Below are 12255 nucleotides of genomic sequence, written 5' to 3' on the forward strand. Positions count from 1 at the left end.
AGAGTCACAGATTTCATTCATCCTTTCCTCCATCTCAAAGAGATAAGAGAACGCAGATTTCAACACGTCACGGATGGACATGCCCTGAGAAAGGACAGAATGCTGGTCCAGATAGCCGACACGTACGTTCTTTGCCCATTCAATCTTACCCTCATCCGGCATCAGCTTTCCGGTTACAATATTAAAGAAAGTAGATTTACCTTCCCCGTTGGCACCAACCAGTCCAATATGCTCGCCCTTTAACAGGCGGAAAGACACATCATTAAAAATCGCCCTGTCTCCGAAACCATGTGTCAGATGTTCTACATTCAAAATACTCATAAAAAGAAATTCTCCTTAATTATTGTTATATAATGTCAGGGTCAAAAGGTATTTCACCCCTGACCTGACATCCACGAATTACTTACTCCGCTGCAAAGCAGCTCCCGCAATTCTTTTAATATTTGTAACTATACAACAGTATGATCAGACTTCCCTGACTCCTTTTAATGACGGCTCAGCCATCAGCGAATAATTTGTATAATAAACCACAAATCCGGGCTTCGCCCCTGCAGGCTTTTTCACCTGCTTCTTCTGGATATAATCAATCTCCACCTTAGGGGCAGTACGTCCTTTGGAATAATAAGCGGCAAGCTGTCCCGCAATCTCAAAGATATGATCCGGCAGTTCTCCGTCCTTAGACTTCACGACCACATGCGAACCGGCCATCTTCTTGGCATGAAACCACCAGTCATTCCCTGTGGCAAACTTAAAGGTAAGCTCATCATTCTGGAAATTATTTTTTCCCACATAAATATCATACCCATCCTCAGTCACATAATGGAACGGCTTAGACTTACTCTGCGCCTTCTGCCCCTTCCTGCGGTCATAATGCTTCTTAATATACCCATACTCCATCAGCTCTTCCTTGATCTGTGCCAGATCACTCTCAGCCAGAGCAATATCCAGAGCATTGGAAACAGACTCCAGATGCTCAATCTCACTTCTCGTATCTGCAATCTGCTCAGTCAGAGCCTCCTCCGTACGCTTCAGCTTTCCATACTTGTCAAAATATTTCTTGGAATTCTCCGCCGGAGTCATAGTAGGATCAAGAGGAATGGTAATCTCCTCATTGGTATAATAATTCAGAGCCTTAAACGACTTACATCCATCCTCCAGCCCATACCCGTAAGTATTGATCAGCTCCCCGTAAACCTTATACTTCTCTTTCTTCGCAGTATCCTTCATCTGCTTCTCCTGCAGACTCAACTTCTTACGGTTACGCTCCAGCGCAGTCTGCACGATCCTTCTCAAATCCGAAGACTTCTGATGGATACGCGTCAGCGTATTCTTTGTCGCATAATAAGTCTCCAGCATCTGTGAAACACTCTCAAACTCCACAGAATGATACTCCGGTCCATACTGCTGGAACGCAAACACACCATACTCCACAGGTTCTTCCCCCCGGTAAACAATATTCGGAGAAAAATCCCCCTCCACAACCTGATCCATCAGCCTGCGGAACGTATGATACAAATGCACCCTCGCCGCCTCATCCAGAGACTGCGCTGCATCACTCCCGTCGATCGAAGCCCTGAAACAGATCTCCTCCGCAACAACCGGACTGATTCCGGTAAGAGAAGAGTAAACAGCCCTGGAAACATTACATGGCTTCCTGCACACAACATCACAGAACTCCTCCTCACTCACAGTCAGCGGATCCAGCTTATCCTGCGTCTTCGGAATAAAATACTCCCTTCCCGGAAGCACCTCACGCACAGAACTCATATGAGAAGAAACATGCTTGATACTATCCAGGATCATCCCCTTATCATCACAGAAAATAATATTACTGTGCTTACCCATCAGCTCCATGATAAGAACCTTCTTACAGGGATCCCCCAGCTCATTCAGATGCTCCAGCTCAAACATCACCACACGCTCCATCCCCGGCTGCCTGATATCCGAAACCCTCGCACTTCCAATATGCTTACGCAGCAGCATACAGAAATTAGGCGCAGTCATAGGGCTGGGCTTATTCTTGGAAGTAAAATAAATCAGCGGAAGAGAAGCACTGGCCGAAAGCAGCAGCCTGCACTGCCCATTCGCCCCCTTCCCCGTAATCAAAAGCTCATCCGCCTCCGGCTGAGCAATCTTATTAAACCGTCCTCCATCCAAATTCAAATGCAGCTCCCTCACCATAGCCGCAATCGTAATCCCATCAAAAGCCATATAAAAACACTCCTTTTTAAATAATACTCACAATAATCAAAATCTCAGTCCCCAATATGACTGATAACAATTTTATAATTGACAGGTAATACATAAAATCTAAACATCACCTACGTCAGAAAGGCGAAGCCCTTTCTGACAAACAAACTATAATAAGCTTTTCTGAAAGCCGTTCAATTTAAAGGATATACCATATACCTCCAACAGCCAGCTACCAGCAGGAGAAAATAAATAGTTCCGGGCGCATTTGCAGGGGTTGTAGTAACTCTTAGGCTTCGGGAATCTGCGTTATGAAAAAAAACAGCAACCTGTCTGAGCGAAGCGAGTTTTGCTTTTTTTTCATGCCTTTAGCAGATTTCCGAAGCCTTAGAGTTGACTAAACCCCGAAACCGCGCCCGGAACTATTTATTTTCTCCTGCGTCCCACCTACGGCGTCCCTTCTGCTAGTATACCACACATTTCCTACCGCCATCAACGAAAAAATGTTTGACTCCCATTCTATAATGAACTATAATAAATCTGTATGTAAACCAGAACAGGCACACATACCCCGACACTAATAGACAGACAAAGAGAGAAAAACTATGATAAAAAGCATGACAGGTTTCGGCCGGGCAGAAGTCGTGACCAAAGAAAGAAAAATAACAATCGAACTAAAATCTGTCAACCACAGATACCTGGACCTCAGCATCAAAATGCCCAGAAAACTCAACTTCCTGGAAGGCGCAGTCAGAAACCTGATGAAAACCTACATCCAGAGAGGCAAAGTTGATGTATACATCACATACGAAGACTACACCCTGGACAACGGAGCTCTCAAATACAACAGAGAACTCGCATCCGAATACATCACCTGTCTTAAACAGATGCAGCAGGACTTTGACCTTGACTACGATATCAAAGTCAGCACCCTGTCACGCTATCCGGAGGTACTTGTCATGGAAGAACAGTCTGTTGATGAGGAAGCACTCTGGGAATCTCTGGAACCGCCCCTTCGCGAGGCATGTGAGAAATTTGTCCAGACAAGAATACTGGAAGGCAGAAATCTTGAGAAAGACCTTATTGGAAAACTGGACAGCCTTGAAGAAAAAGTATTACGTGTAGAAGCCCGCTCTCCGGAAGTAGTCAATGCCTACAGGACCAAACTGGAAGCAAAAGTTTCCGAGCTGCTGGAAGACACACAGATAGACGACAACCGCATCGCAGCAGAAGTCATCCTGTTTTCAGACAAAATCTGCAATGATGAGGAAACCGTCCGCCTTCACAGCCACATCAGGAACATGAAAAAGATGCTTACAACAGAGAAAGAAGGCATCGGACGCAAACTGGACTTCATGGCACAGGAAATGAACAGAGAAGCAAACACGATTTTATCCAAATCAAGTGATCTGGAGATCTCCAACATTGCCATTGATCTGAAAACAGAGATCGAGAAAGTCAGAGAACAGATCCAGAACGTAGAATAGAGGAAGAAAACGTGGCAAGACTTATTAATATCGGTTTTGGAAATGTAGTCAATTCACAGAAAATCGTGGCAGTGGTAAGCCCGGATGCGGCACCTGTAAAACGAATGGTGCAGAGCATAAAGGGAACCCGGTCACTGATTGATGCAACTCAGGGGCGAAAGACAAAAGCAGTGATCGTCACAAGCGACGATTATCTGGTGCTCAGCGCACTTCAGCCTGAGACCATTGCCCGGAGATTTGCAGAAATATATGAAAACGAGGATAAGGGAGAGACCCATGAATAAAGGAATTTTAGTAGTGGTTTCCGGATTTTCCGGTGCAGGAAAAGGCACAGTAATGAAACGCCTCATGGAGAAATATGATGGTTATGCATTATCTGTCTCCGCAACAACCAGAAAACCCCGTCCCGGTGAAGAGGACGGCAGAGAATATTTCTTCCGTACAAGGGATGAATTTGAGAAACTGATCGAAGAGGATGCATTGCTTGAATATGCCCGGTATGTGGAAAATTATTACGGTACCCCACGCTCTTATGTCGAAGAGCAGCTTCAGGCAGGCAGAAATGTAATCCTTGAGATCGAAATCCAGGGCGCAATGAAGATCAAAGAGAAAATACCGGAAGCACTTCTGGTGTTTGTAACTCCGCCGACTGTGGAGGAACTGGAACGCCGTCTCACAGGCAGAGGAACAGAAACCGCACAGGTGATCGCAGACAGACTTGCAAGAGCCGGTGAAGAGGCAGAAGGTATGGGACAATATGACTATATTCTTGTCAACGATACTGTAGAGGAATGCGTAGACCATCTTCATCAGATTATTGTGAGTGAACATTCCAGAGTATCCAGAAATGCAGAATTTATCGCGGATATCCAGAAACAGACAAAAGCATTTCAGAAATGATAAACATGCGGCCCAGACCGCTTAAAAGAAAGGAGAAAATACATGATACATCCGTCTTATACAGAATTAATCGAAGCAATCAATACAAACAGTGAGGACGACGATACAACAATGTCTCTTAACAGCCGTTATTCCCTTGTACTTGCTGCAAGTAAACGTGCACGCCAGATTATCGCAGGTTCCAAACCAATGGTAGAGGGTGCGGCAGGTAAGAAACCTCTCTCAGTTGCGATCGACGAGCTCTACAAAGGAAAAGTAAAAATCCTTGCTCCGGAAGAAGAGGATGAAGAAGGAACAGCACAGACAGCTGAGGCACAGACAGAAGAATCAGCACAGGCTGCAGAAACTGCTGAAACAGCAGAGGAAACAACTGCAGAAACAGTATCTGAGGAAACAACCGAAGAGTAAGAACTGATGGTAACACAATAGATAAACAAAAGGATGTGTCTGAGAATTACAGAGGTATATTTTCAGGCACATTCTTATAGGAGAATTTATGAAATTATTATTCGTATCATTAGGCTGTGACAAGAACCTTGTAGATTCCGAAGAAATGCTCGGACTTCTTACAGGTAACGGGTTCGAGATCGTAGATGATGAAACTGAAGCAGAGGCCATTGTGGTGAACACCTGCTGCTTCATCAATGACGCAAAGGAAGAGAGCGTCAACACCATCCTTGAGATGGCAGAATACAAGAAAACCGGGAGCTGTAAAGTCCTGGTTGTCACAGGATGTATGGCACAGCGTTATAAGAATGAGATCATTGAGGAAGTACCGGAAGTAGATGCAGTACTTGGCACAACTTCCTACGGAGACATCCTTAAGGCAATCCGTGAAGCAATGGAAGGAAAACATTTCCAGGAATTTAAAGATATTGATTACCTTCCGGAAAAGCTTGGCAAACGTGTTCTCACAACAGGCGGACATTTCGGATACCTCAAGATAGCAGAAGGCTGTGATAAACACTGCACCTACTGTATCATCCCGAAACTTCGCGGTAAATTCCGAAGCGTTCCGATGGAACGTCTGGTAACACAGGCAAAGGAGATGGCAGAGGAAGGCGTAAAGGAGCTGATCCTTGTCGCACAGGAGACAACCGTATATGGAACTGACATATATGGAAAGAAATCTCTTCATATCCTCCTGAAAGAGTTATGCAAGATCAAAGGAATCCGCTGGATCCGCGTGCTTTACTGCTATCCGGAGGAAATTTACGATGAACTGATCCAGACCATGAAAGAGGAGAAGAAGATCTGCCATTATCTGGATCTTCCGATTCAGCATGCAAGTGACCGTATCTTAAAGAGAATGGGAAGAAGGACAACACAGGCAGAGCTGGTGGAGATTGTAAATAAGCTTCGCCGGGAGATTCCTGACATCGTGCTCCGTACCACTCTGATCTCCGGATTCCCCGGGGAAACACAGGAAGACCACGAAGAGCTGATGAGCTTTGTGGATGAGATGGAATTTGACCGTCTGGGAGTATTTACTTACTCACCGGAAGAAGATACACCTGCAGCAACGATGCCTGATCAGGTTGCGGAAGAAGTCAAAGAGGCCAGACGTGACGAGATCATGGAGCTTCAGCAGGAGATTTCCTATGATAAGGGAACTGACCGTATCGGACAGGAACTTCTCGTGATGATCGAGGGAAAAGTTGCAGATGAGAGCGCATACATTGGCAGAACTTACGGAGATGCACCAAAGGTCGACGGTTATATTTTTGTGCAGACAGGAGAACTCCTGATGACGGGAGATTTTGCAAAGGTACGTGTGACCGGTGCACTGGAATATGATTTGATAGGAGAGTTGGCAGATGAATACACCGAATAAACTTACAGTAGCCAGAATGATCCTGGTTCCGTTTCTTGTACTGTTTATGCTTACAGACCTGGGCGGTGAGGCAAACCGCTATATAGCACTTGCTATTTTTGTTGTTGCAAGTGTGACCGACTGGTTTGACGGAAAGCTTGCCAGAAAATACAATCTGGTGACAAACTTTGGAAAATTCATGGATCCTCTTGCAGACAAGCTTCTTGTGTGTTCTGCAATGATCTGCTTTATTGAACTGGAAAAACTTCCGGCATGGTTTGTTATCATTATTATAGGAAGAGAATTTATTATCAGTGGATTCCGTCTGATCGCAGCCGAGAACGGTATTGTGATCGCGGCAAACTACTGGGGCAAATTCAAGACGGTTTCCCAGATGATCATGATCATTTTACTGCTGATCGATCTGGGCGGAGTGTTTGATATTCTGGAACAGATATTTATCTGGCTTTCTCTGGCACTTACCGTTATTTCCCTGATCACATATATCTGGCAGAACAGAAGTGTTCTGTCCATGCAGGATTAGAAAGAAGGCTTTAATATGGCTTCAGAAAAGGAAGCATCAGAAGAATCAGCATTAGAGGAAACAGCATTAGAAGAAACAGTTGTAGGACTCCTGAAAAAAAAGAAAATGACACTGTCTCTTGCCGAGTCCTGTACAGGCGGTGCGGTAGCAGCGGACATCGTAAATGTACCGGGAGCTTCGGAGGTATTTATGTGTGGTTATGTCACATATACAAACCGCGCCAAAAGAAAATGTCTTGGAGTAAAGAAGAGTACACTGAAGAAAGAAGGTGCTGTCTCAGCCAAATGTGCCGGACAGATGGCAAAAGGCGGTGCGAAAGCAGCCAAAACCGATGTCTGTCTCTCTGTGACAGGACTTGCAGGTCCGGGCGGTGGAACAGAGGAAACACCGGTGGGAACCGTATTTATGGGATGTTACTGTGCAGGAAAGACAACTGTGAGGGAATTTCACTTTGAGGGCGACAGAAAAAGTATCAGAGACCAGGCAGTTGACCAGGCACTGACATTTATCTGCGACAGGCTGCGAAAATATGACAGATAATAATTGGTGACAAGTTACATTACTGAACATAAGAGTACATTTCGGAAAGTTGATGAAATGTACTCTTTTTGTTATCATAGCAATTCATATTAACCGAATCAGGTAAGTTTTCTGCGGAGTCTGCGAAAAGCAATAAGCAGTGAGTGGGGACTTGGTCACCGCATCATTTTCATAAGGTTCACCACTTTATCAAGTTTTTGTGCCTCTGCGGGAGATTTTCCCATCTTCAGCACTTCAATGATCGCAGAAATTTCATCAGCATTAAATTTCAGACCACCTTTTTTTCCCTGAGCAGCTGCGTTCATCAGGAAAGGCAGCATCTCATTTGCACCCTTTGAACTTCCCTGGGAAGCCAGATTCTGAAGCATATCAAGCTTGGAACGATCCATACCTGCAAGCTTCGGGTTGTTGCGCCAGTCATCATTCATGGGAATCCTCCTTCTCACCATCTGCAGGCTGGTTCATGAGCTGCAGCATCTGAACCATAGCCATCATATTTACCATCTGATCTAATTTATCCCTGCTGGGACCATAACAGAAGCTGCGGATATCATTGATGATATCCACCGGATTCTGGGGCGGCATGCTCATGGCACACAGATCGCTGCCGGAACTTCTTTTGCTGAAAACAGAAACCGTATTGATAAATTCAACCGCTTTTTCATAGACTGAGAAAATCTGCTGTCCTTTTGGCGGAAGATAAGGAATGGCGGCTTTTATCATCTGTCCGCGGTCAGAACTGACCATCTGATCCAACAAAGTCTGGGAAATCTGCTCTTCATTCATAATATCTGCTTCCATTTTATGTTTTTTATTAACAGAATATGACGGGGAGAAGGATTCTGACATATAATAAAGTAGAATTTAAGTAACTGTGAGACTGCTTTACTGCACGCTGCCTCAAATTTTATGGAATTGCTGCAGGTATCATGCGTTTGCAGTTGCAAAAAAATGGAGAATCAGATATGGGATCAGAGTCAGAAGAAAAGAAAGAAATGCTTATTATAAATGGAAATGCTTTTTATGAGATAGATCTGGAGTGTGTGAAAAAGAAAAAACAATGTGCTCAGACAGTGCACCCGGAAAAAGAAAACAGACAGGATCAATTCCCGGAATATGAAAGATAAGGATAATATCAGGCAGCATGAATAATAAGGACGAAGTTATAATCCTGTAAAATATAAAGAGGCAGAGGGAAAGCTCCCCCTGCCAACAGAAAATGATTGTCAGCAGCCACATCCACAGCCATTGTTTCCGCATAACAGAAGCAGCACGATAATAATCCAGCAGTTGTCACCGTTGCCACATCCGCCGCAGCCATTGCTGCATCCGCAGTTATTGTTTCCGCACAGGCACAGAAGGATGATGATCCAGAGGATATTACAGCAGGAATTATTTCCGCCTGAAAGTCCCCATCCACTGTTACATCCACATCCGTTATTACATCCGCAGCCATTGTCGCATCCGCATCCGCTGTTATTAGCGCAGCCACATCCGCATCCTCCTCTGTCCTCACATCCGCAATTTGTAGCAGCTAAGTCGCTCATATTAAATCCTCCGTTTTTTTTCTTTACAATCCTATCATATGTGGAACCGCAAAAAGTGTTACAGTTTCATCATTGTTCATTATGTTCACAGTAACCAATAACCTTAAGTTCGATGCGAATTGTTGCTTTTCACAAGTTGACAATAATATATGAATCCGATATAATATACCACGTAACAAATCTGTAATGATTGAGAAAGAAATGCAACAATAACCCAATTAAAACGTAAAACAATACGTATAAAAAGAGAGGAAACGGAGAATAAGAATGAAGAAACATGGGAAACTATTGTTAAAGTATCTGCTCCTTTTTGTGATGACCGTTTTTGTAATGGGCTGTTTTAGTGTATCCGCGGCAACAAAAACAGGATTTGTCACTCAGAAAGGGAAAACCTATTACATAAACAAAGACGGTTCCAAACAGAAAGGCTGGCTGGAACTTAAGGGTAAGAAATATTACTTTGATAAGAAAACAGGAGTTCAGGTAAAAGGCTGGGTAAAAGACTCCAGCGGACAGGCGATCCGATACTTTACCAGCGGAGCCGGATATATGGTGACAGGATTTATCACTGATTCCAATGGAAATACCCGCCATTTTGATGAGACAACAGGCCTGATGACAAGAGGTTGGCTCACAGATACAGATGAATATAAATATTATTTTTACAGCGGTTCCGGCGTTATGGCCAAAGGCTGGGTGGAGAACAAAAAAGAACAGAAACGCTATTTCAGTCAGGCCAATGGACGTATGTGTACAGGCTGGGTGAAGAGCAGTGCCGGAAATTACAGATACTTTAAGCCGTCAAATGGAATAATGTATACAGGTCTGGAGAAAATTGACTCAGACTATTACTATTTTTCAAAATCAACCGGTGTCCGTTATCAGAAAGGTTTCGGAACCGTAGGAAGTAAGAAATATTATTTCAACCCTTCAGATGGTAAGGCGAAGACAGGCTGGCTTAAGCTTGATGGAAAGAAATATTATTTTGATACATCAGGAGTGATGCTGGCAAATACCATCGCTTCCATTGACGGAACTACATACAGGTTTGATTCTGACGGTGGCTGCAACAAAGACTTCCGATAATGATTACACAGTAGAGGGCAAATATGTCAAGGTCTTTGATGCGAAGAATAATAAATACTACTATATGGAAGAAGAGTTCCTGGAACATCCGGGAATTGCAGACGGAAAGGTGTGGGATTCTGGATCTTCTGGCAGCAGTGTGTGATGCAGAAGCAGGAGATCAGGGAGTCGTGGGAATGGAGGCAGTTGCGCTTTGCGTATTAAACTGTACCATTGACCAGTATAAAGAATTTCCGTCACAGATCCGTTATGTGGTATATCAGGGAAAACCTACCCAGTATGCGGTTGTCACAGACGGAGCACTTCTTAAAAGACTGAAAGGCCAGTTTGAGGACAGGACCAATGCCTATGCGGCAGCAAAGGCAGCCATGGAAGTGTTCAGTAACTATGTGAATCATGGCACAAAGAGAACACTCCCGGGATTTAAGACAAAGGATTTCAATTACAAATTCTTTATGACTCCGGCAGCATTTAAGGCACAGAACCTTAATTTCAGCAAGCTGGAATATGAACAGTACAAAGGACATGTATTCTTTGTGGACTGGATTTCAGGGTGAGTACATTAATGCTTTAAGTTGGTGAAATATGAAGAGGATTGTTATAAATTCCTTGACAAATAAATTTTGTATTTGTATACTTGCAGATATATGATATAAAAAAGCACAGATGGGAAAGAGTAACATAGGGAAAACAGACAGAGAGCTGCCGGCAGGTGAGAGGCGCGTGGGGAACTTATGTGAATACCTCCCGGAGCTCTGCACCGAACACCTCAGAGATATTGTAAGGTAAGTAGACTGCAGCGGAGTGGCATCCGTTAACATGCTTAAGTAACAGAGAGAACCGTTGTTTATCATAACAATGGCATGGTTTGTTACTTATTGAGGCAGAGAATGCGAGTTTTCTGCGAATTTAGGTGGTATCGCGGGACCCGGTTCTCGTCCTAAAGGGACAGGAACCGGGTTGTTTTATTTTATTACGAGGAGGAAACAAACAATGACAGTTTGGGACGAGCTGAAAGCCCGTGGTCTGATTGCCCAGGTAACAGACGAAGAAGAGATCAAAGAAATGGTAAATAATGGAAAAGCCACATTTTACATTGGCTTTGACCCTACCGCAGACAGCCTTCACGTAGGACATTTCATGGCGCTTTGCCTGATGAAACGTCTGCAGATGGCGGGAAATAAACCAATCGCATTATTAGGCGGCGGAACAGGTATGATCGGTGACCCGTCCGGAAGATCTGATATGCGTCAGATGATGACAGTGGAGACCATTCAGCACAACATCGACTGCTTCAAGAAACAGATGGAGCGTTTCATCGACTTCTCAGACGGCAAGGCATTAATGGTAAACAATGCAGACTGGCTGATGAATTTAAATTATGTAGAAGTACTTCGTGATGTTGGACCACATTTCTCTGTAAACCGTATGCTCTCTCACGAGTGCTACAAACAGCGTATGGAACGTGGACTTACATTCCTTGAGTTCAACTATATGATCATGCAGAGCTACGACTTCTACATGCTGTATCAGAAATACGGCTGCACCATGCAGTTCGGCGGTGATGACCAGTGGGCAAATATGCTTGGCGGTACAGAGCTGATCCGCCGTAAACTTGGAAAAGACGCTTACGCCATGACGATCACACTTCTTCTGAACTCCGAAGGTAAGAAGATGGGTAAAACACAGTCCGGTGCTGTATGGCTTGACCCGGAGAAGACTTCTCCTTTCGATTTCTATCAGTACTGGAGAAACGTGGATGATGCAGATGTTATCAAATGTATGCGTCTCCTTACCTTCCTTCCGTTAGAAGAAATCGATGAGATGGCGAAATGGGAAGGAAGCCAGTTGAATAAAGCAAAAGAAATCCTTGCATACGAGCTGACAAATCTGGTTCATGGCGAAGAGGAAGCAAAGAAAGCGCAGGAAGGCGCAAGAGCACTTTTTGCAGGTGGCGCTGATACAGCACACATGCCGACAACTGAGCTTGCAGACGAAGACTTCTCAGAAGAAGGAACAATCGACCTGATCTCCATGCTTGTAAAAGCAGGAATGGTTCCAACACGTTCCGAGGGACGTCGCGCCATTGAACAGGGCGGTGTTTCTATTGACGGTGAGAAGATCACAGATGTGAAATACACAGTTGCC

The 12255-nt window shown here is 44.3% G+C and carries 16 protein-coding genes and 1 other annotated feature; of the genes, 11 read left to right on the forward strand and 5 right to left on the reverse strand.

The window, feature by feature from the left end; genetic code table 11:
• Both AC075J_RS09860 and AC075J_RS09865 read right to left on the reverse strand, forming a co-directional pair.
• Window positions 1-321 (reverse strand): ATP-binding cassette domain-containing protein (locus AC075J_RS09860; RefSeq protein ID WP_476390279.1); only part of this gene is annotated, 321 nt, incomplete at its 3' end.
• Between the two features lie 144 nt (window positions 322-465).
• Window positions 466-2211 (reverse strand): Rqc2 family fibronectin-binding protein, encoded by a 1746-nt coding sequence (locus tag AC075J_RS09865; protein WP_118633064.1) that lies wholly within the window; start codon window positions 2209-2211, stop codon window positions 466-468.
• Window positions 2212-2795: 584 nt separating this feature from the next.
• Between AC075J_RS09865 and AC075J_RS09870 the strand changes: the two genes are divergently transcribed.
• The 7 genes from AC075J_RS09870 (at window position 2796) to AC075J_RS09900 (ending at window position 7474) form a co-directional block, all read left to right on the forward strand.
• Complete coding sequence (locus tag AC075J_RS09870; protein WP_008704536.1) at window positions 2796-3677, forward strand: YicC/YloC family endoribonuclease; 882 nt, start codon at window positions 2796-2798, stop codon at window positions 3675-3677.
• Between the two features lie 11 nt (window positions 3678-3688).
• Window positions 3689-3961, forward strand: coding sequence for a DUF370 domain-containing protein (locus AC075J_RS09875; RefSeq protein WP_008704535.1), 273 nt, complete (start codon window positions 3689-3691; stop codon window positions 3959-3961).
• A complete protein-coding gene (gene gmk, locus AC075J_RS09880) occupies window positions 3954-4577 on the forward strand; it encodes a guanylate kinase (RefSeq protein ID WP_055150107.1) in 624 nt (207 codons plus the stop codon). The genes AC075J_RS09875 and gmk overlap by 8 nt, the downstream gene beginning before the upstream one ends.
• 42 nt (window positions 4578-4619) lie before the next feature.
• On the forward strand, window positions 4620-4985 hold the full coding sequence (gene rpoZ / locus AC075J_RS09885) for a DNA-directed RNA polymerase subunit omega (protein ID WP_287649532.1): 366 nt from the start codon (window positions 4620-4622) through the stop codon (window positions 4983-4985).
• A gap of 88 nt (window positions 4986-5073) precedes the next feature.
• Window positions 5074-6411 (forward strand): 30S ribosomal protein S12 methylthiotransferase RimO, encoded by a 1338-nt coding sequence (gene rimO, locus AC075J_RS09890; protein ID WP_008704530.1) that lies wholly within the window; start codon window positions 5074-5076, stop codon window positions 6409-6411.
• Window positions 6395-6934, forward strand: coding sequence for a CDP-diacylglycerol--glycerol-3-phosphate 3-phosphatidyltransferase (gene pgsA, locus AC075J_RS09895; protein WP_022381120.1), 540 nt, complete (start codon window positions 6395-6397; stop codon window positions 6932-6934). The genes rimO and pgsA overlap by 17 nt, the downstream gene beginning before the upstream one ends.
• A gap of 15 nt (window positions 6935-6949) precedes the next feature.
• The gene (locus AC075J_RS09900; RefSeq protein WP_022381121.1) at window positions 6950-7474 is read left to right on the forward strand and encodes a CinA family protein; all 525 of its coding nucleotides are present in this window, start codon (window positions 6950-6952) and stop codon (window positions 7472-7474) included.
• Window positions 7475-7629: 155 nt separating this feature from the next.
• On the opposite strand, the gene AC075J_RS09905 is transcribed toward AC075J_RS09900, so the two are convergent.
• Window positions 7630-7902 carry a hypothetical protein gene (locus tag AC075J_RS09905; RefSeq protein ID WP_055059419.1) on the reverse strand — a complete coding sequence of 91 codons (273 nt, stop codon included), beginning with the start codon at window positions 7900-7902 and terminating at the stop codon, window positions 7630-7632.
• The gene (locus tag AC075J_RS09910) at window positions 7895-8260 is read right to left on the reverse strand and encodes a hypothetical protein (RefSeq protein WP_022381123.1); all 366 of its coding nucleotides are present in this window, start codon (window positions 8258-8260) and stop codon (window positions 7895-7897) included. Before AC075J_RS09910 ends, AC075J_RS09905 begins: the two co-directional genes overlap by 8 nt.
• A 179-nt stretch (window positions 8261-8439) precedes the next feature.
• Between AC075J_RS09910 and AC075J_RS09915 the strand changes: the two genes are divergently transcribed.
• The gene (locus AC075J_RS09915) at window positions 8440-8601 is read left to right on the forward strand and encodes a hypothetical protein (protein WP_476390280.1); all 162 of its coding nucleotides are present in this window, start codon (window positions 8440-8442) and stop codon (window positions 8599-8601) included.
• A gap of 99 nt (window positions 8602-8700) precedes the next feature.
• Here AC075J_RS09915 and AC075J_RS09920 read toward each other — a convergent pair whose 3' ends face one another.
• Window positions 8701-9021 (reverse strand): hypothetical protein, encoded by a 321-nt coding sequence (locus tag AC075J_RS09920; RefSeq protein ID WP_022381125.1) that lies wholly within the window; start codon window positions 9019-9021, stop codon window positions 8701-8703.
• Between the two features lie 267 nt (window positions 9022-9288).
• Between AC075J_RS09920 and AC075J_RS09925 the strand changes: the two genes are divergently transcribed.
• The 3 genes from AC075J_RS09925 to tyrS form a co-directional block, all read left to right on the forward strand.
• Window positions 9289-10107: an N-acetylmuramoyl-L-alanine amidase family protein gene (locus tag AC075J_RS09925; protein WP_476390281.1), complete on the forward strand. Its 819-nt coding sequence runs from the start codon at window positions 9289-9291 to the stop codon at window positions 10105-10107.
• 23 nt (window positions 10108-10130) lie between these two features.
• Window positions 10131-10664, forward strand: a complete 534-nt coding sequence (locus tag AC075J_RS09930) for a cell wall hydrolase (RefSeq protein ID WP_476390282.1) — start codon at window positions 10131-10133, stop codon at window positions 10662-10664.
• Window positions 10665-10761: 97 nt separating this feature from the next.
• Window positions 10762-11053, forward strand: a binding site (T-box leader).
• Between the two features lie 47 nt (window positions 11054-11100).
• The coding region (gene tyrS / locus AC075J_RS09935) for a tyrosine--tRNA ligase (protein ID WP_476390283.1) at window positions 11101-12255 on the forward strand (1155 nt) is incomplete at its 3' end.

This window comes from Blautia sp. ZXY-1-C6 (assembly GCF_056339875.1).

Bases quoted from the DNA above. Each gene is read 5' to 3' on its own strand.
- rpoZ (WP_287649532.1), top strand. From the start codon at position 4,620: ATGATACATCCGTCTTATACAGAATTAATCGAAGCAATCAATACAAAC.
- rimO (WP_008704530.1), top strand. From the start codon at position 5,074: ATGAAATTATTATTCGTATCATTAGGCTGTGACAAGAACCTTGTAGAT.
- AC075J_RS09910 (WP_022381123.1), bottom strand. From the start codon at position 8,260: ATGAATGAAGAGCAGATTTCCCAGACTTTGTTGGATCAGATGGTCAGT.
- AC075J_RS09900 (WP_022381121.1), top strand. From the start codon at position 6,950: ATGGCTTCAGAAAAGGAAGCATCAGAAGAATCAGCATTAGAGGAAACA.
- AC075J_RS09865 (WP_118633064.1), bottom strand. From the start codon at position 2,211: ATGGCTTTTGATGGGATTACGATTGCGGCTATGGTGAGGGAGCTGCAT.
- AC075J_RS09905 (WP_055059419.1), bottom strand. From the start codon at position 7,902: ATGAATGATGACTGGCGCAACAACCCGAAGCTTGCAGGTATGGATCGT.
- pgsA (WP_022381120.1), top strand. From the start codon at position 6,395: ATGAATACACCGAATAAACTTACAGTAGCCAGAATGATCCTGGTTCCG.
- AC075J_RS09930 (WP_476390282.1), top strand. From the start codon at position 10,131: ATGTCAAGGTCTTTGATGCGAAGAATAATAAATACTACTATATGGAAG.
- AC075J_RS09915 (WP_476390280.1), top strand. From the start codon at position 8,440: ATGGGATCAGAGTCAGAAGAAAAGAAAGAAATGCTTATTATAAATGGA.
- AC075J_RS09870 (WP_008704536.1), top strand. From the start codon at position 2,796: ATGATAAAAAGCATGACAGGTTTCGGCCGGGCAGAAGTCGTGACCAAA.
- AC075J_RS09925 (WP_476390281.1), top strand. From the start codon at position 9,289: ATGAAGAAACATGGGAAACTATTGTTAAAGTATCTGCTCCTTTTTGTG.
- gmk (WP_055150107.1), top strand. From the start codon at position 3,954: ATGAATAAAGGAATTTTAGTAGTGGTTTCCGGATTTTCCGGTGCAGGA.
- AC075J_RS09920 (WP_022381125.1), bottom strand. From the start codon at position 9,021: ATGAGCGACTTAGCTGCTACAAATTGCGGATGTGAGGACAGAGGAGGA.